This window comes from Microbacterium sp. RD1 (genome assembly GCF_052220165.1).
Taxonomy (GTDB): domain Bacteria; phylum Actinomycetota; class Actinomycetes; order Actinomycetales; family Microbacteriaceae; genus Microbacterium.
In genome coordinates this window covers 1,255,835-1,273,721 of the sequence record NZ_JBQPOL010000001.1, presented here as the reverse complement: position 1 = coordinate 1,273,721, position 17,887 = coordinate 1,255,835, and the positions used below count along the sequence as shown (strand labels likewise).

General features: G+C 70.4%; 20 protein-coding genes. All 20 read right to left on the bottom strand.

Annotated features, from left to right (window positions below; genetic code table 11):
* Window positions 1-14: 14 nt before the first annotated feature.
* On the bottom strand, window positions 15-1,082 hold the full coding sequence (locus tag ACTU3I_RS06140; RefSeq protein WP_442924774.1) for a branched-chain amino acid ABC transporter permease: 1,068 nt from the start codon (window positions 1,080-1,082) through the stop codon (window positions 15-17).
* Entirely contained in the window at window positions 1,082-1,948 is an 867-nt protein-coding gene (locus ACTU3I_RS06135) for a branched-chain amino acid ABC transporter permease (protein ID WP_442924773.1), read from the bottom strand. The genes ACTU3I_RS06140 and ACTU3I_RS06135 overlap by 1 nt, the downstream gene beginning before the upstream one ends.
* 122 nt (window positions 1,949-2,070) lie before the next feature.
* Window positions 2,071-3,186 carry an MFS transporter gene (locus tag ACTU3I_RS06130; RefSeq protein WP_442924772.1) on the bottom strand — a complete coding sequence of 372 codons (1,116 nt, stop codon included), beginning with the start codon at window positions 3,184-3,186 and terminating at the stop codon, window positions 2,071-2,073.
* 85 nt (window positions 3,187-3,271) lie between these two features.
* On the bottom strand, window positions 3,272-4,165 hold the full coding sequence (locus ACTU3I_RS06125) for a cupin domain-containing protein (protein ID WP_442924771.1): 894 nt from the start codon (window positions 4,163-4,165) through the stop codon (window positions 3,272-3,274).
* Between the two features lie 175 nt (window positions 4,166-4,340).
* Window positions 4,341-4,835, bottom strand: coding sequence for a metallophosphoesterase family protein (locus ACTU3I_RS06120; RefSeq protein WP_442924770.1), 495 nt, complete (start codon window positions 4,833-4,835; stop codon window positions 4,341-4,343).
* On the bottom strand, window positions 4,832-5,347 hold the full coding sequence (locus tag ACTU3I_RS06115; protein WP_442924769.1) for a gluconokinase: 516 nt from the start codon (window positions 5,345-5,347) through the stop codon (window positions 4,832-4,834). The genes ACTU3I_RS06120 and ACTU3I_RS06115 overlap by 4 nt, the downstream gene beginning before the upstream one ends.
* A 9-nt stretch (window positions 5,348-5,356) precedes the next feature.
* Complete coding sequence (locus ACTU3I_RS06110) at window positions 5,357-6,856, bottom strand: MFS transporter (protein ID WP_442924768.1); 1,500 nt, start codon at window positions 6,854-6,856, stop codon at window positions 5,357-5,359.
* A gap of 121 nt (window positions 6,857-6,977) precedes the next feature.
* Complete coding sequence (locus ACTU3I_RS06105; protein WP_442924767.1) at window positions 6,978-7,646, bottom strand: esterase/lipase family protein; 669 nt, start codon at window positions 7,644-7,646, stop codon at window positions 6,978-6,980.
* The gene (locus ACTU3I_RS06100) at window positions 7,643-8,437 is read right to left on the bottom strand and encodes an alpha/beta fold hydrolase (protein ID WP_442924766.1); all 795 of its coding nucleotides are present in this window, start codon (window positions 8,435-8,437) and stop codon (window positions 7,643-7,645) included. Before ACTU3I_RS06100 ends, ACTU3I_RS06105 begins: the two co-directional genes overlap by 4 nt.
* Before the next feature lie 174 nt (window positions 8,438-8,611).
* Complete coding sequence (locus ACTU3I_RS06095; RefSeq protein WP_442924765.1) at window positions 8,612-9,379, bottom strand: carboxymuconolactone decarboxylase family protein; 768 nt, start codon at window positions 9,377-9,379, stop codon at window positions 8,612-8,614.
* Window positions 9,380-9,396: 17 nt separating this feature from the next.
* Entirely contained in the window at window positions 9,397-10,098 is a 702-nt protein-coding gene (locus tag ACTU3I_RS06090) for a GntR family transcriptional regulator (RefSeq protein WP_442924764.1), read from the bottom strand.
* 42 nt (window positions 10,099-10,140) lie between these two features.
* Window positions 10,141-11,028 carry an NAD(P)-dependent oxidoreductase gene (locus ACTU3I_RS06085; protein WP_442924763.1) on the bottom strand — a complete coding sequence of 296 codons (888 nt, stop codon included), beginning with the start codon at window positions 11,026-11,028 and terminating at the stop codon, window positions 10,141-10,143.
* Window positions 11,025-11,420: a 4-carboxymuconolactone decarboxylase gene (gene pcaC, locus ACTU3I_RS06080; protein ID WP_442924762.1), complete on the bottom strand. Its 396-nt coding sequence runs from the start codon at window positions 11,418-11,420 to the stop codon at window positions 11,025-11,027. Before pcaC ends, ACTU3I_RS06085 begins: the two co-directional genes overlap by 4 nt.
* Window positions 11,417-11,821, bottom strand: coding sequence for a cupin domain-containing protein (locus tag ACTU3I_RS06075; protein WP_442924761.1), 405 nt, complete (start codon window positions 11,819-11,821; stop codon window positions 11,417-11,419). The genes pcaC and ACTU3I_RS06075 overlap by 4 nt, the downstream gene beginning before the upstream one ends.
* Window positions 11,818-12,732 carry an NAD(P)-dependent oxidoreductase gene (locus tag ACTU3I_RS06070; RefSeq protein WP_442924760.1) on the bottom strand — a complete coding sequence of 305 codons (915 nt, stop codon included), beginning with the start codon at window positions 12,730-12,732 and terminating at the stop codon, window positions 11,818-11,820. Before ACTU3I_RS06070 ends, ACTU3I_RS06075 begins: the two co-directional genes overlap by 4 nt.
* Window positions 12,729-13,586, bottom strand: coding sequence for an SDR family NAD(P)-dependent oxidoreductase (locus ACTU3I_RS06065; protein ID WP_442924759.1), 858 nt, complete (start codon window positions 13,584-13,586; stop codon window positions 12,729-12,731). The genes ACTU3I_RS06070 and ACTU3I_RS06065 overlap by 4 nt, the downstream gene beginning before the upstream one ends.
* Entirely contained in the window at window positions 13,583-14,407 is an 825-nt protein-coding gene (locus ACTU3I_RS06060) for an N-acyl homoserine lactonase family protein (protein ID WP_442924758.1), read from the bottom strand. Before ACTU3I_RS06060 ends, ACTU3I_RS06065 begins: the two co-directional genes overlap by 4 nt.
* Before the next feature lie 9 nt (window positions 14,408-14,416).
* The gene (locus ACTU3I_RS06055; protein WP_442924757.1) at window positions 14,417-15,154 is read right to left on the bottom strand and encodes an ABC transporter ATP-binding protein; all 738 of its coding nucleotides are present in this window, start codon (window positions 15,152-15,154) and stop codon (window positions 14,417-14,419) included.
* Window positions 15,151-16,974, bottom strand: coding sequence for a branched-chain amino acid ABC transporter ATP-binding protein/permease (locus tag ACTU3I_RS06050; protein WP_442924756.1), 1,824 nt, complete (start codon window positions 16,972-16,974; stop codon window positions 15,151-15,153). Before ACTU3I_RS06050 ends, ACTU3I_RS06055 begins: the two co-directional genes overlap by 4 nt.
* Complete coding sequence (locus ACTU3I_RS06045) at window positions 16,971-17,879, bottom strand: branched-chain amino acid ABC transporter permease (protein WP_442924755.1); 909 nt, start codon at window positions 17,877-17,879, stop codon at window positions 16,971-16,973. The genes ACTU3I_RS06050 and ACTU3I_RS06045 overlap by 4 nt, the downstream gene beginning before the upstream one ends.
* Window positions 17,880-17,887 lie beyond the last annotated feature (8 nt).

Here is a 17,887-nt window from a genome sequence, read left to right as displayed (position 1 = left end):
AGGTCCTTCCTCTTTCACTCGTTGGTTGTGCTGCGTTCGGACACGCTCGGGTGCCCCGGGGGCGATCCCCCGTCGCCGGCTTCGGAGCGCGAGCGCCGTCGCCGGATGCGGTTGATCAGCTTGCGTGCGCTCCCGGCGATGCCGGCCCTCGCGAACAGGATCACGAGGATGAAGATCAGCCCGAGCACGGTCGGCCAGCGATCGACGTAGCTGGAGAGGACGTTCTCGACGAGCACCACGACGGCGGCGCCGATGATGGGGCCGAGGAGCGTTCCGACACCGCCCAGGATCACCATGACGATGAGATGCACCGACCGGTCCACCCCCGCCGACGACGGGCTGACGAAATGCGTGTGCCACACCGCGAGGAGTCCGGCCAGGCCCGCGACGCTGCCGGAGATCATGAACGCGCCCAGCTTGTACGAGGCCACGCTGTAGCCGAGGCTGCGCATCCGGCTCTCGCTGTCGCGCACGCCGCGCAGGCTGGCGCCGAACGGTGAGTTGCCGACGATCCACAGCGCGGCGGTCAGGACCACGAAGACGGCGAGCACGAAGTAGTAGAAGACCCAGTAGGACTCCATCCACGCGGGACGCTCGACACCGGAGATGCCGTTCTCCCCGCCGGTGACCGACGACAGGCGGAAGGCCAGCCCGTAGACCAGCATGCCGACGGCGAGCGTCACCATGAGGAAGTAGATGCCGCTGGTGCGCATCGAGAGCAGCCCGTACACGAAGGACACCACGAGCGTCACCGCGAGAGCGACCAGCACCTGCATGCCCGTGTCCATGCCCTGCCGCGACGCCCACGCGGCTCCGTACGCCGACGCCGCCGCGATGCCGGCATGCCCGAGCGAGACCATCCCGCCCTGCCCCGCGAGGAAGTTCACGCTGGAGGCCAGCGTTCCCGCGATCAGGATCGTGGACGTCAGCGAGATGGCGAAGCTCGATGCGCCGAGGTAGGGCAGGGCGATCCCGACGGCCAGCACGACCCCCAGCAGGGCGAGGTTGATCAGCAGGGTGCGGCGAGGGCGCGGCGCCCCCGCTGTGCGCACGGTGCGGGTCTCGACGAGGCGGTTGCTCATCACGCCGCCTTTCCGAACAGGCCGGTGGGGCGCAGCACGAGCACCAGCGCCATGGGCAGGAAGATGGTGAAGTAGGCGAGCTCGGGGATCCACGCCTTCGCGAAGGCGTCGATGAGGCCGATCAGGATGCTCCCCACCGCGGCGCCGGGGATGCTGCCGAGTCCGCCGATGATGATGACCACGAGCGCGTAGAGCAGCACTTCGTTCTGCACGCCGGGGAGGATGCTCTGCATCCCCGCCCCGATCGTGCCGCCGATGGCCGCCAGTGCCGCGCCGACGATGAACATGCCGGTGAACACCCACTTGATGTTGACGCCCATCGCGGTGATGATCTCGCGGTCGTCGACCCCCGCGCGCACGATGGCCCCCACTCGGGTCTTGTACTGCACGAGGGCGAGGGCGATGCCGATGACCAGCGCCACCCCGATCACGAAGATCCGGTACCAGGGGTAGCCGAAGCCGCCGATCATGAGGGACCCGGGGATCTTCACCGTGTTCGGAAGGTTCTGCGGATCTCCGCCGAAGATCGCCAGGCATACGTCGGCGATGACGAAGGAGACCCCGATCGTCAGGAGCACCTCGGGCATCTCCTGCCCGCGGACGAAGCGCAGGAGACCGACCTCGACGACGAAGGCGGTGGCTCCCACGACGAGGACGGCCACGAGCACCGCGATCAGCAGGTTGCCGGTGAGCGTCGCGATCACGACGCCGATGTAGCCGCCGAGCATGTAGAACGCCCCGTGCGCCATGTTGACGATGCGCATGAGGCCGAACACGAGGGTCAGGCCGCTCGCGAGGAGGAACAGGAGTGCGCCGAAGCTCAAGCCGTTGAGGGCTTGCTGGGCAAGGAAGACAGGTTCGAACACCGAGATTGAGGACCTTCCACGTCGTCGGGGAATTGTCGGGCGTTGGGAACAGTGAACCAAGATCGCCCGAGTCTGTCAATTGTCACTGCACACTCGTTCAGTGAAACGTTCACTCAGGACGGTCAGATATCGCGGTTGCGGTACCGGGCGCGCGCGACGGCGCTGACGACGCCCAGCACGGCGGCGCCGCCCACCGCCCCGGCGAAGAGCACGCCGAATGCCCGGGAGTCGATGGCCGCTGCCCCCAGCGCCGCCCCCAGGGCGCCGCCCGCCATCAGGCTGATCGAGAACAGCGTCATGCCGAGTGCGCGCGAGTCCGCCGCGGCGTCGGTCATCCACGTCTGGAACGTCGTGTGCGCCAGAGCCCACGCGACACCCATGAGCGCGGCACCGACCAGCACGCTCAGCGCCGAGACGTGGATCGCCAGCGCGACGAAGGCCGCCGTCGCGCTGGCACCGCCGGCGACGAGGAACTGCCACGGCCGCACGCGACCGACCACGAGCTTCATGAGCTGGCTGACCACGACGACGGTGACGCCGAAGGACGCGGTCACGAGGCCCGCGACGAACACGTCCTCGCCCGACTGCTGCAACGCCACGGGGAGCAGGTTGAAGATCCCGATGAGGAGGACGCCCTCCAGCGCCACGAGGGCGCAGACCCCGAGGGCCCAGGGGTTTCGCGCCAGCCGTGTCACCTGGGCGAGGATCCGCTCCGTCCCGCGATCGGCCGAATCCGGCAGTGCCGCCAGGAGCGGCACGAGGAGCGCGGTGACCAGCGCGAAACCGCCGAAGATCCAGCGCCATTCCAGGACCGAGCCGATGGCTCCGGCCGCGACGGTGCCGACCGCCAGACCGAGAGCGGTCGCGGTGGCGAGGTTGGCCATCGCTGCCGGGCGCCGGCGCATCGGGAGCATGTCGCCGAAGTAGGTCAGCACCGCGGCGAAGGTGGCGGCGAAGGCGCCCCCGGAGGCCGTGCGTGCGAGCAGGAAGGTGGTCATGTCGGGGGCCAGCGCGCTGACGAGGTTGGCCGCCGCCGCGAGCGCCGTCGACAGCACGAGCACGCGCACCCTCCCCCATCTGGTCGACAGGGGCCCCCACAGCAGCTGCAGCGCCGCGTACGCGAGGGCGTGCGCGGTGATGGCACCGGCCGCAGCCGCGACGGTGGTGTCGAGGTCGTCGGCGATCGCCGGCACGAGGGGAAGGATCAGAGAGCGATCGAGCGTCGACCAGAAGATCACGAACGGGAGGATCAGTCCGGCGGACGGGCGGGGCGGCGTCCGGCGCGCGCCCGCGTGACCCGCCCGGATCAGGTGCCGCGTCCGCTCATCGGTGCTCCTCCTCGAGGCGCTCTTGGAGGTACTCCCAGTCGCGCGCGAAGCGGTACGCGTGTCGCGGCGGCATCTGCGGCGACTGCGACTCCAGCCACCGCACCTCGGCGCCGGTGGCGGCGAAGGAGTGGACGCAGCCCACGCCGGCCCACGCGATGTCGCCGCGTCCGAGCACGAACTCGTCCCCGTCGAAGGTCGCAGCCACCTCGCCGTCGAGGATGAGGTACGCCTCTTCGAGCGGATGGTCGTGCCTGCCGGCGGCGCCGTCGGGGTCGTACTGCACCATGAAGAGCGTTCCCAGCGTGGCGCCGAGGTCGGAGTCGACCATCATCTTCAGAGTGATCCCGCTGTACACCAGCAGCGCGGTGCGCATGCTGGCGGAGACCGCGAGCAGCTCCTGCGACTGGCGAGCAGCGTTCATGTGCTCGACGCGGATGTTCCCGAACGAGCGCGTGCGCGGATCGCGCGGGTCCACCGGCACGGGCGCGCGCTCGGGCAGGTCCGGGACGCGATAGGTGTCGAACGCGTGCCGCGCGCGCGGAACCGGGGTGAACAGGTCCGACCACGCCGCGCCGGTCTCCCCGGAGCGCCACGCGTGGGGGACGCCGATGGGCACCACCCCGTAATCTCCGGCTGTCAGGCGCACTGTCGCTTCGGGCGTCGCCAGCGTCACCTCGCCCTCCAGCACGTGGAAGCTCTCCTCGAACGAGTGCACGTGCGCGGGGATCGTTCCGCCGGGTTCGAGCCGCGAGATCCCGAAGTCGGTGTGCACCGCTCCGTCCTCCTCCCCGACGGCCCGCCAGCGGCGGAGGCCGACCGATCCCGGGGCGAGGGCGCCGGGATCGGCGTAGGAGGCATCCGCCGCGCGGCGGACGACGTATCGAGCCATGCGGGACTCCTCGCTCTCAGCCGGCGACGCGCCCGAGGGGTGCCGGGGCCACGCTCGGACGGTCCGCAACGACTGTTCAGTGTGACCAAACTCCATGGAACCCGGCTACACACCGACTTGTCAAGCAGGACTCTCGGGGCTGAGCCGCTGCGGCCGTCGGCGTGCCGGGCGCTCGTCAGAGGGTGACGAGCGTCACGTCGCGGAGGGTGCCGGCGTCGAGTGCCGCCGTCAGATACGTGTGGCGCGGCTGGCGGCGCCGGTCGGTGGGCGAGCCCGGGTTGAGGAGCCGAAGGCCACGCGGCGTCGTGGTGTCCCACGGGATGTGGCTGTGCCCGAAGATCAGCAGGTCGGTGTCGGGGAAGGCAGCGTCCATCCGTCGCTCCCGCCCCGAGGCCGCGCCGGTCTCGTGCACCACCGCGACCCGGACGCCCTCGATCTCGCGACGTGCGACCTCCGGAAGCCGCGCCCGGAGGTCGGCGCCGTCGTTGTTGCCCCATACTCCGAGCACCTCGCCGTGCCGCTCGAGCTCGTCCAGGACGGATGCGGTGACCCAGTCGCCGGCGTGCACGATCAGGTCGGCCGCATCCGCCGCCCGCAGCACCGCCTGGGGAAGTTCCCGGGCGCGCTTTGGCACGTGGGTGTCGGCGACGACGAGCAGGCGCGTGGTCACGGCATCTCTTCCCTCGCCCATCGCGCCGCCGACTCGGCCAGCTCCGCCGCGGGAGGCGCGACGTCGAGCGTGATGCCCCGCTCATCCGCCGCGAGCGGCTCGAGGATGGCCAGCTGCGATGCCAGCAGGGTCGCCGGCATGAAATGCCCCACGCGGGCCGCCGCACGCGCGGCCAGAAGCGCCGCCGACCCGGTGAGGTGGACGAAGGACGCCTCCGGCGCCGCGACCCGGATGCGGTCGCGATACGCCCGACGCAGCGCCGAGCACGCCACGACGATGCCGCCGGTGCCCACCCCCGCGGCCAGCACCCGCCCGACCTCGTCGAGCCACGGCCCGCGGTCGGAGTCGTCGAGGGGATGCCCCGACGCCATCTTCGCGATGTTCGCGGCCGGGTGGAGCGCATCCGCGTCGACCCACGGCACTCCGAGCTGCTCGGCGAGGGCGGCGGCCACGCTCGACTTGCCGGCGGCCGACACCCCCATCACGACGAGGAGGGGTGGGTTCTCCGGCATCGTTCGAGCTTAGCGATCCCCGCTCTTCGCGCTTCCCGTCCCTCCCGCGTCGGGCGTGACGGCCGTCTTCGGGCCTTCCACGAGCGAGAGCGGATCGGCGATGTCCTCGAGCGACTTGCCCGCGGCACTCACGCCGAACACCCCCGAGACGACGCCGCCGACCATCATGATCGCCGAGCCGAGCACGTAGCCCCAGAACAGCGGCGTGCGGTCGGTGCCGTCGCCGATGAGGGCGCCGTAGAGTGCGGGGGCGATCGCCCCGACGAGCTGCCCGACGGAGAACACGTAGGAGATCACCTGACTGCGAAGTTCCAGCGGGAAGATCTCGCTCACGGTGAGGTAGGCCGCCGACGCTCCCGCCGAGGCGAAGAAGAACGACGCGCACCAGAAAGCCGTGTGCGTAGCGGCGTTGAGGACACCCGCCTGGAAGAGGAACGCGCTCGCGAGGAGGATGAGCCCGGCGAGCACATACGTGCCGAACAGCATCCGCCGACGCCCCCACGTGTCGAAGAAGTGCCCCAGGATGAGCGCCCCGGCGAGGTTCCCGATGGCGAAGATGATGAAGTACTGCCCCGCTGACGCCGGCGGGGTGTCGTAGAAGTTCTCCAGCACCAGGGCGTAGGTGAAGAAGATCGCGTTGTAGAGGAACGACTGCGTGACCATCATCGTCACGCCCACGAGGGTGCGGCGCGGGTACCTCCGGAAGAGGACCTTGGCGATCACGAGGAACGGGACCTGCCCGTACTCCTTGACGGTGATGGCCTTGGACTCGTCGACGTCGTCGAACGTCTTCCCCTCCTTGCGGATGCGTTCCTCGATCTCGCTGACGTTCTTCTCCGCCTCGTCCTCGCGGCCATGGGTCATCTGCCAGCGCGGGCTCTCGGGGATGTGGCGGCGAAGCCAGATGATGAGGATTCCGAGGACCGGCCCGAGGAAGAAGCTGAGGCGCCACCCGAGGTCCTGCGGCAGGAGGTCGGTGTTCAGGAAGAAGATGTTGGCGACCGCACCCAGAGCCGCTCCGCCCCAGTAGGTGCCGTTGATGGCGATGTCCACGCGCCCGCGGTACTTGGAGGGGATGATCTCATCGATCGCGGAGTTGATGGCGGCGTACTCGCCGCCGATCCCGGCGCCGGCGACGAAGCGCCAGATGTAGAAGAACCAGGGCGCGAACGCCAGGCCCGCGATCGCGCTGCCGGCGAGGTACACGAGCAGGGAGAGGATGAAGAGGCGCTTGCGCCCGAGCCGGTCGGCGAGCCGGCCGAACACGAGCGCACCGGTGACCTGGCCGAGCAGATAGAACGTGCCCGCCAGTCCGACCTCGAACGAGCCCATGCCCAGCGTCTCGGCGTAACCGTTGGCGGCGACGATCTGCACCTCGAGGCCGTCGAGGATCCACGAGAACCCGAGGCCGACGACGATCATCCAGTGGAACCTCGCCCACGGCAATCGATCCATCCTCGCGGGGACGAGCGAGCGGACCTCTTTCATCTGCACCCCGGACGACGACATGTCGGGCCTTCCTTTCCGGCGAGCGCCGCCTCGCACCCGCGACGATATTTGTACTCCGCCCCCCACGCCCGGGTCTGCGGATTGACCTCGCCGCCGCGGCACGGTACACGGCGCTGAGCCGTCACTCGGCGAGCGCGACGACCTCGGCGATCACGCGGGGGTGCGCGAGGATCCGGAAGTGGCCTCCGGTGTCGAGTTCGACGTTCTTGGCGCCGTCGAGGGCGCTGCGCTGGGGGATGTGCGGATCGAACTGCCCGTAGATCGACACGATGCGGCCGTTCACCGTCGTCTCCCGTGCCAGGGCGAGGATCGTCGCATCCCGCGGCGAGAAGATCCGCAGCGTCGGGGCCAGCGGCACGAGCCTGGCGTAGCTGGATCCGCCGAACGGGGTGGCGACGGCCACCATGCCGCGGATGCGGTGTCCCTCCGGCGATGCCAGCACGAGCTTTCCGATCAGGCCGCCCTTGCTGTGGGCGACGAGGACGACACCGGACAGGTCGTGGTCGACGAGGTACTCGCGCACGCGCTCGGCCATCTCGGGGACGGGGCGTCGGTTCCGGCGCAGGAGATCGATGACATGCACCGGGTGACCCCGGTCATGCAGCGTCGTGAGAAGCGGCTGCAGGAACCGCCAGGTCTCGTAGACGCCGGGAAGGACCACGATCGGCGTGCCGTCGCCGGAAGCGAAGACGCGCGGATCGGTGCGGGAGAACGCCGCACGGGTCTGCCACGCCAGCGCGTAGGCGTAATCCCGTACCCACCACGCGAGGTCCCGCGAGAGCGGACTCACCGTGCGCCCCGGCGGCCCGTCCCCGCGAAGGCGACGAGCGCGGATGCGACGGCGCGGGGTGCGGAGTGCTGCACGTTGTGCGCGTGCCCCGGCACGATCGCCAGGGTCGCCGAGTCCGCGGCATCCGTCACTCGGCGAGCCCACTGGCTCCCCGCGATCGGGTCGCGGCCCCCGCGGAGCACGAGCACCGGAGCGGCGAGCGCGCGCACGCGCTCCTGCGTCGGGTAGGCCAGCATGTGCCGCAGCTGCGCGAGGTACCACGGCGGGCCGCAGCGGATGTAGTCGGCGAGGACGAGGAGGTTCGCGCCCGGCGTTTCGCGCAGCATGTCGAGGCCGAGGGCGATGCTCTGACGGGGGACCGTGCGATGCCGATCGTCGGCGACAGGTCCGATGAGGGCGAGCGAGGCGGTGAGATCGGGGCGTTGGACGGCCAGCTCGGTCACCCACTGCGTCCCCATCGACTGCCCGACGAAGATCGCCCGCGGGACGCCGAACGCGTCCAGCGCCGCGCCGAGGCCCCGCGCCATCGCCGCGATGTCGAGGTCGCGCGGCGGCTTCGGCACGCCGCCGAAGCCGGGCAGGTCGACCGAGTGCACGCGTTCTCCCCGCTCCACGAGCTCGTCGTGCAGCCGCGCGAAATAGCGGTGAGACATCCCGATGCCGTGCACGAGGACGAACGGCGGGCCGGCGGCACGCTCCGGGCCCGAGGAGAAGATCCGGAAGGCGGAGCCGTCGATCCGCACCGCACGCTCGGCGGGGCGGCGCGCGCGGCGCGAGTAGTCCGAGCTCATCCGCCCACCGTAGGCGCCCGCCCCGCGCCGCGCCGGGGGCTTGCGGCCTGGCCCCGCGGGTGCGGATCCGCGGATTGGGGCGCTCGATGTGCTTCGGGGCGCACAACGGTCGCCCCAAAGCACATCCGGCGCCCCGAACGAGCCACGCCGGCGCCCCGAACGAGGCGCGGCGACTCAGGGCTCGATCGAGCCGGATGCGGCGGCGAGCTCCTCGGCGAGGATCGGGACCGCGGTCGTGAGCCCGTGCAGGCCGAGCAGGCTCGACAGTTCCATCACCTCGAGGATCTGCTCGGGGGTCGCCCCGTGGTCGAGGGCGTTGCGGATGTGGAGCTTCGTGCCGGGGACGTACAGGTGCGTCGCGGCGATGTCGTAGGAGATGTAGATGAGCTCCTTCTCCGCGGGGGTGAGCACCCCGGTCCGCCACGGCACGGAGGAGAACTCGGTGTACGCCGCGAACATCTCCGGATCCAGCTCGAGCATCTCGTTCCAGAAGTCGTGCCAGTATCCGCGCGTCTGGGTGAACTCGGCTTTCAGGCGCTTCTGGTCGGCCGACAACGGCGCCGGCCCCGTGCGGCCGCGTTCCACCAGCACCTCGACGAGCAGGGGCACGCCGATGTTCATCGCGTGGATGCCGACTGTCGCGGCCAGCTCCAGCACCTCCAGGATCTCGCGAGCCGTGGCGCCGAGTTCCAGCGCCCTCCGGATGTGGGGTCGGATGCCGGGGACGTGCAGGTGCGTCGCCGCGGCGTTGACGGAGATCAGGCAGAGCTCTTTGAACTTGTCGCTGAGATGCCCCTTGCGGTACGGCACCTGCTGCATCGCGAGGGAGGCCGCGACGAAGTCGGGGTCGATCCGCAACACCGTCTCCCAGGGCTCCCCCCAGGCGCCGCGGGCGGCGACGAAGGCGTCTTTGATCTCCTGCTGCTTCGGAGTGAGATCCATGGTGTCCTTCCGGGGGATCACTCCCCCGCGCGCATGTGCAGCAGCGCCGTCTCGGCGGCCGCACGGATGTGTTCGGCGGTGAGCCGCGCGGCAAGCGGCGCGTCGCGCTGGGCGACGGCGTCGACGACGGCTCGCAGCTCCCGGACGGCCGCGAAGGTGCGGCCCTCCTCCGAGAGCGAGGTGGCTCGCAGGATCTGGACCCTCGCCTGGATGCCCTCGAGGAGCTGCTGCAGCGCGGAGCTGGCGGCGCCCTCGATCAGCACGGCGTAGAAGAGGTCTTTGGCCTGCAGGATCTGCCGGATGTCGGCGGTGCGGATCGTCGCGTCGTGGAAGCGCTCGACCGCCGCCTGGAGTCGTGCGACCTGCTGGTCGCTCGCGCGCTCGACGAAGCGGGTCACGACGAGCGATTCCAGGGCGGCCCGGACCTCGTACAGATCCACCGCGTCCTCGAGCGTCGGCGTTGCCACGATCGCGCCCTTCTGCGGCACCACCGTCACGAGGCCCTCACTGGTCAGCTCGCGCAGAGCCTCGCGGACCGTCGTGCGCGACACCCCGAGCTGCTCGACGAGTTCGCGCTCGACCAGGCGCTGCCCCGGCTTCAGGTGGAAGTCGAGGATGGCCTGGCGCAGTGCGGAGATCACCTGCTCGCGCAGAGGTGCGGCGATCCGGCCCACGGGTTCGGCGGTCCAGGACTCGGCCAGGGAGTTCGCTCGTGGCATGTGCACTCGTTCCAGGCTTGTCATCTCGTCATACGATGTGGATCACATCCTAACCGCGCTCTCCTGGGCCAGATACCGCGCCACCTCGGTGTGGTCGGCGGCGGGCGCCATGGCCTCCGCGGCTCTCGTCCATTCGGCGACCGCGGCCTCACCCAACTCGATCGGCATCCCCAACTGCTCGGCGAGCGCCGTCGCGGTCTTCATGTCCTTGAGCATGAGCCGGAGCGCGAAGCCGGAGTCGAACGTGCCGGGGAGGATGAAGTTGGGCCACTTGTTCTCGCTGGAGCCGCTCCGACCGCTCGACCCGTTGATGATCTCGAGCATGACCTCGGGCCGCAGGCCGAACTTCTCTCCGGTCAGGATCGCCTCGGAGGTCACCCACAGGTGGGTGGCGGAGATGAGGTTGTTCAGCGCCTTGATCGCGTGCCCCGATCCCACCGGCCCGGCATGCCGAACGCGCCCCAGAGCCGACAGCGCCGGGGTGAGCCGCTCGACGTTACGGGCGGCGCCGCCGACCATGATCGTCAGGGTTCCGGCCGTCGCGCCCGAGACGCCGCCCGACACGGGCGCGTCGACGAGGGCGACGCCGTCGGCGTCGAGCTCGGCGGCGAGCGACCGCGTGCGGACGGGTTCGGACGAGCCCATGTCGACCACCAGCTGGTTCCGGCTGAGCGTCGCCCGCAGGGCGGCGTCGGACATCACCTGGGAGACGATCGTGGAGTCGGGGAGCATGAGGATGAGGGCATCGGCCCCCGCCGCCGCATCCGCGGGGGTGTCGGCGGCGCGACCGCCGTGCTCCACCAGCCGGGCCCGCGCGGCCTCGGCCACGTCGAACCCGGTCACCGTGTAGCCGGCCGCCGCGAGCCGCGTCGCGATGGGAAGCCCCATGTTGCCGAGGCCGATGATGCCGATCGAGGTGATGTCGTTCATTGCTCCCTCAGCTCCTTCAGCACCTTCTCCGCCACGCGGAAGGACTCCAGCGCCGCCGGAACCCCGACGTAGATCGCGGTCTGGAGGAGCACCTCCTGGATCTCAGCCTCCGTCACGCCGTTGTTGACCGCGCCGCGCACATGGACGGCGAGCTCGTGCGAGCGGTTGAGCGCGGTCAGCATCGCGATGTTGATCATGCTGCGAACCTCGCGCGGCAGCCCGTCCCGCGACCAGATCTCCCCCCAGCAGTACTCCGTCACGAGCTCCTGGATGGGTCGCGAGAAGTCGGTGACCTGCGCGAGCGAGCGGTCCACGTGCGCGTCGCCGAGCACCTCCCGGCGGACGCGCTCGCCGAGCTCGCGGGTTTCGCGGTGGTTCGCATCGCTGGTCATGAGGGTTCCCCTTCTGGGTGCGGTTGCGAGGAGTACTCCTCGGCGGTGACCTCGTCGGACCAGGAGGTCGTGCCGAGGGAGATGGCGGTGTGGGTGAGGAAGCTGTCGGGTGCGGCGCCGTGCCAATGTCGTTCCCCCGCCGGTATCCACACCCAATCCCCCGGGGCCAGACGCGAGGGCGCCTCGCCGTCGGGGCAGATGAGTCCGTAGCCGGCGACGACGAACAGGATCTGACCGTGCTCGTGCGTGTGCCAGTGCGTGCGCGCGCCCGGCTCGAAGGTGACCTGGTTGATGATGACGCCGTCGGCGGCGGGCAGGATGCTGTCGCCGAGCGCCGAGCCGGTGAACTGCGACGCCTTCCCGGGGGCGTTGCGGACGGGGTGGGGGTGGGCGATCTTCACGGGCGGTCTCCTTCTGAGGCGTCGGCGGAGGAAAGGCGCACGCCGCCGGAGAGGTCTCCGATGGCGTCGACGACGGTGTTGCTGATCTCGTCGGCGTATCCCAGCTGGCGCGCCAGGCCGAACGCGGCGAGCGGGCCGGTCGCATTGAGGCCGGCCACGCCGAGCTCGGCGATGAGCTCGGTGTAGAGCATCACGTCCTTGAGCATGAGGGTGTTGGTCAGGCCGCCCTTGAGGTAGTCGCCCGTGATGATCTTGGGGAACCGGTTGAGGGTCGCGAAGTTGACACCCGAGCTCTTGTTGAGCACCTCGAGGACCACCGCCAGATCGAGGTCGGCCTTCTTCGCGGCGACCATGACCTCCGCCGTCGCGGACAGCGCGATGGCGTTGAGGAAGTTGTTGAGGAGCTTGGTGACATGACCGGCGCCGGAATCCCCGACGTGGAAGACGTTGCTGGCGAAAGCGCCCAGCAGCGGCCGCACGCGATCGAGCGCCTCGGCCTCCCCGCCGACCATGAGGGTGAGCGTTCCCGCCTCGGCCGCGGCCGCGCCGCCGGAGATCCCGGCGTCGACGTAGGCGACCCCTCGCGCGGCGAGCTCGCCGTGGATGCGGCGGGTCGACGCCGGCGCCGCGGTGCTGAGGTCGACCACGACCGAGCCATCTCGCACCGTCGCCGCGAGGCCCCGGTTCCCGCCGAGGACGGCTTCCACGACGCGGCTGTCGGGGAGTGAGAGGAAGATGACGTCGGCCTCGGCCGCCACCTGTGCGGTGTCGGCGGCCGGCCGTGCGCCCGCGGCGGTGATCGACTCCGCGCGCGCGTCGTAGCCCAGCACGTCGACGCCGGCGTCGACGAGGCGCCGCGTCATCCGGCCGCCCATGTTGCCCAGGCCGATGAATCCGGTGGGGGTGCTCATGCGTTCGTTCTCCAGTTCGGGTTTCCTCGGTAAAGCGGCTCGTCCACCGCGGTCGTATCCCACGCGCCCGCCCCGCCGGACGGGCGCACGGTGTTGACGATCGTCGCGCCGCCGTCGGCGCTGACGATCTGGCCGGTGACGTAGGCGGCGTCGCGGCTGAGGAGGAAGGCGGTCACGCCCGCGATCTCCGCCGTCGTCCCGGCACGGCGCAGCGGCGTGGTGGACGCCCGGCGCTCCATGTCGTTCTTGCCGCCGGTCGCCGTCGCCGCCGCGGCGAACAGATCGGTGGGGACGATGCCCGGTGCGACGCCGTTGACACGTATCCCGAGCGGCCCTCCGTAGACCGCCGCCCCGTGGACCAGTCCCACCACGGCGTGCTTGGACGTGTGGTACGGCAGCAGGTCCGCCGCACCGGTGAGGCTCGCGATCGAGGCGGTGACGACGATCGACCCGGGGCTGGCCTGCACCTCGTACTGCCGGAAGGCGGCGCGAAGTCCCAGGAACTGGCCGCGCACGTTCACCGCGAGCACCCGCTCGAACTCCGCGACGGTGAGGTCGGGGAGGGCGACGAACGCCCCGAAGATCCCCGCGTTGAGGTGGTGGTGGTCGATGCGGCCGAACCGGTCCACCACGGCGTCCACGGCGGCCGCGTAGGCAGCCTCGTCGGAGACGTCGACGGACGCCGCGAACGCCTCTCCGGGTAGCTCGCGCGCGACCTCGGCCGCGCGATCGCCGTCGATGTCGAGCAGCGCCACGGCGGCGCCCTCGGCGGAGAGCCGCTCGGCGGACGCACGTCCGAGCCCGCCGGCGGCGCCGGTGACGAGCGCGACCCGCCCCGCGAAGCGGCCGCTCATGATGCGGAGCCGATCCGGCCGATGACGGCCGCAAGCCGCGGGAGCGGCTCCCCCAGCGCCGCGAAGCGCTCGAGGGTCGCCGGGTCGTGCCCGGCGACGACGTGTCGCACGTCGCCGGCGGCCACGAGGGCGCGGATGCGATCGAACCCCTCGTACATCGCGACGAGATCGGCCACGGAGGTGAAGGGCATCGCGCGGTCGAGCTCCTCGTAGTAGTGCACGGCATCCGAGGCCAGCAGGACCGGCCCCTCGGTCGTCTGCACCCGCACGACGCTCTGGCCGGGCGTGTGCCCGCCGATCTCGATCACCTCGACGCCCGGGGCGACGGTTCGAGACCCCGTGAAGGTCTCGACCCGACCGTCCCCGACGGCTGCGCGCAGCGCGTCGAGCTCGTCGTCCTCGACCGAGTGGGAGAACAGCGGGTGGTGCGCGTGGGGACCCGACCAGAAGTCGAGCTCCCTCGCGGCTGTGACGATGGTCGAGTCCGGGAAATGGGTGATGTTTCCGACGTGGTCGTAGTGCGCGTGGGTGAGCACGATGAGCGGTGCCTGCTCCGGCGTGACCCCGAGGGCGCGCCACGCGTCGGGTGGGGCGATGAGCGTGGCGCGGCCCCGGCGTTCACCCCCGCGTGGGGAGAAGCCGGTGTCGACGAGGATGGTGCGGACGGCGTTGCGCACCACCCAGATGAAGTAGTCCATCTCGATGGGCGCGTCGTCCTCGCCGTACAGCGGGTAGTTCAAATACACCTCGCTGCGCACGGTCGAGCGCGTCCCGTAGCGGACGATCACGACCTCGTAGCGGTCGTCGGCGGATTCACTCATGCGGGCACCTCATCCCAGGTACGCGTCGATGAGGGCGCGTCCTTCTGCTCCGATGTCGGCGGCTCGGCCCTCATCGACGATTCGGCCTTCGCTGAGAACGTAAACCCGATCGCACACCTCCAGAGCCATGTCCACGCGCTGCTCCACGAGCAGGATGGATCGGTTCTGGCCGCGGAGACGTTGGAGCGCCTTCGTCAGATCCTGGATGGCGAGGGGAGCCAGGCCCAGCGACGGCTCGTCGAGGAGCATCAGCGCCGGGTCGCTCATCATCATGCGGCCGATCGCGACCATCTGCTGCTCTCCGCCGCTGAGGGCCGTCGCCTCCCGCGCACGGTAGCGCTCGACGACCGGGAAGAGGTCGAAGACCGACTGCAACAGCTCCTGCGTGCGCGCCGTGTCGCGCCGCACGTGCATGCCGCCCAGCCGCAGGTTGTCCTCGACGGACTGGCCGGTGAACAGGCGTCGCCCCTCGGGGACGAGGCCGACGAGTCCCCGGGCGATCCGGCGCGTGGGAAGACCCGCGATGTCGGAGCCCTCGATCTCGATGCGCCCGCGCCGCCGAGGCAGCAACCCCATGATGGCGCGCAGCACTGTCGTCTTTCCTGCACCGTTCGGGCCGAGGAGCGCCACCGCCTCGCCCGCGCCGACGCGGAAGGCGATGTCGTGGATGACATCGAAGCGGTCGTACCCGCCGCTGAGGCCCTCGATCGTGAGGGTGTCGGATGCGGCGCCGATGTGTTCGCTCATTGCCCCAGGTAGACCTCTCGGACTCGTTCGTTCTGACGGACCTCGGCTGCCGGGCCGCTCGCGACGAGCTCGCCCGCGGCGATGACGGTGACCTCGTCGCAGTGATCGAAGATGAACCGCGTCTGGTGCTCGATGACGATGACCGTCACGCCCCGCTCGCGGAGGCGATGCAGGATCTCCGCCACATGCGTCATCTCCGCTCCCGACAGGCCGGCCAGCGGCTCATCGAGCACGAGCACCGACGGCTCGGCGACGATCGACGAGGCCAGCTGGGTCAGCTGCTCCACGCCGTGCGGCACGTCGCGGACGGCGGCCGGATGCCACGAGCGCTGGAGGCCGACGGAGTCCAGCGCCGCGGCGGCGGCCCCCCGCATCCCGCGGGCGTCGCGGCGCGCGCCGGGGAGCAACGGCCAGATCACCGAGCGCGCGGCGATGCGCCGGACGGTGCTGTACAGGCCGACGGTGGTGTTCTCGACGAGCGAGAGCTCTCGCACCATGACGGCGCTCTGGAAGGTGCGGCGCAGTCCGTGCGCCGGACGGGCGGGGGCGCCGAGCCGCTCCACCCGCGCCCCGTCGATCTCGATCGTCCCCGCGAGCGGACGCAGCTCCCCTGCGATGAGGTTCACGAGGGTCGACTTCCCCGATCCATTGGGTCCGATGAGCCCGTGGATGGTGCCGCGGCGCACCACCATGTCGACGTCGCGGAGGACGGGGACACCCGGAACATAGCTGAAGTGGATGCCGCGGGCGGTCAGGGCGATGCCGTCGTGCGCGGCGGCATCGGCGGGCGGTGCCACCGGCACCGTGACCGGCGGGATCTCGCGGGGGCCGGCATCGACCTTCGCGGGAGCGCCCGCCGCCCGCCGGCGGTCCCGTATCCGCCGTACGACGAGGTGGCCGAGGCCGACGAGACCGCGCGGGAAGAAGACGATCACGACGACGAAGACGAGACCGAAGACGACGTCCTGCAGGAAGGGGTCGATCTTCACGACGAAGGGGAAGATGCCGATCAGCACCGCGCCGAGGATCGGACCGAAGCGCGTGTTGATCCCGCCGACGATGACCATCACGAGGATCATCACCGACTGCACCCAGCCGAACTGGCCGGGCGACTGGTACACGAGGAACGAGAACGCCCACCCGCCCATTCCGGCGAGCCCCGCGGAGAGGGCGAACATTCCCACCTTGACGAGGGACGTGTGCACGCCGTTCGCCCGGGCGTACGGCTCCGCGTCGCGCACGGCCAGCAGCACCGGGTAGAACGGCGAGGAGCGGATGCTCCACGACACCCCCACCGCGACGAGCACGACAGCGGCCACCGCCCACACCACGGAGCGTCCGAGGACGTCCTCGACGGGGTCGGGGAACGAGGGGAACAGCGGACCGGAAAGGCCCTGCAGACCGCCCGTCCACGCCGAGTTGCTCAGCGTGACGTAGACGATGATCGTGAAGATGAACGTGGTGATGGCGAAATAGAGCCCGCTGACCCGCAACGACAGTGCTCCGAGAAGGGCGCCGACCGCTCCCGCGGCGAGGATGACGACGGGAAGGAGCAGGAAGACGTCGAGATCGGCCTCGCGCGCCAGGAGCGTGGTGCCGTAGGCGCCGATCGCGAAGAGACCCGCGTGGCCCAGCGAGTACAGGCCCACCATGCCGGCGACGAGATCCAGGCTCACGGCGAGCACCACGAACACTGCCGTGACCGTGACGATGCTCTGCAGTCCGAAGTCGCCGGTGGCGGTGAACCAGGTCCCTGCGAGGAAGAGGGCGAGAAGGAGGAGCGTGCCGATCCAGCGGCGCTCGCGCAGCGCGGCGATCATGCCCGGCCTCCCGCGAACGAGCGGCGCGAGCGCACCAGCGAGCGCAGCGCGCCCCCCGAGGCGAAGACGCCGTTCGGGGTGATCAGCAGCACGAGGAGGACGAGCACGAAGGGGAACCAGTCCGAGGCCTGCGAGCCGATGTAGGCGTTCGCGAGGAGGGACAGCACGCCGAGGACGAGGCCGCCGCCCATCGCCGCCGCGGGTCGCGCGATGCCGCCGATCATGAGTGCGATGAAGCCATAGATGCCGTAGGTGTCGCCGAGGTACGGGTTGCCGTAGGTGATGGGGCCGACGAGGATGCCGGCGAGACCGGCGAGGAAGCCGCCGACCGCGAAGGCGCCGACCGCATAGGCGGTGGTGTTGGCGCCGACGGCCGAAGCCATCTCCGGGTCGGTGGAGATCGCCATCCCGAGCTTCCCAAGGAGCGTGCGACGGCGGACCAGCTCCCAGACGACGATGGCGAGGATCCCGGTGACGATGATCACGATCTCCTGCACGGTCACGGTGGCGATGCCCAGGCGCACCGGTATGCCGTGCCATCCACGGGGGAACGGGACGGACGCGGGCCCGTAGATGATGGCGAAGACCGCCTGGATGACGATGGCGACGCCGAGCGTGCTCACGAGCCAGGAGAAGCTGAAGCGGTCGAACCGCAGCACCGGTCGCACCGCGACGAGGTAGATGAGAACGCCCATCACGGTCGCGGCCAGCAGCGCGACGGTGATGCCGAGCCAGTCCGGGGCGCCGCCCTTGATGAGTCCCGCGGCGATGAGGATGGAAGCCATGAGCAGCTGGCCGGTGGCGAAGTTGATGACCTTGGTGACGTAGAACACGACGGCGAACGCCATGGCCACGAGGCCGTAGATGGTTCCGACGGCGAGGCCGGAGATGAGCACTTGAAGCATCGATCCTC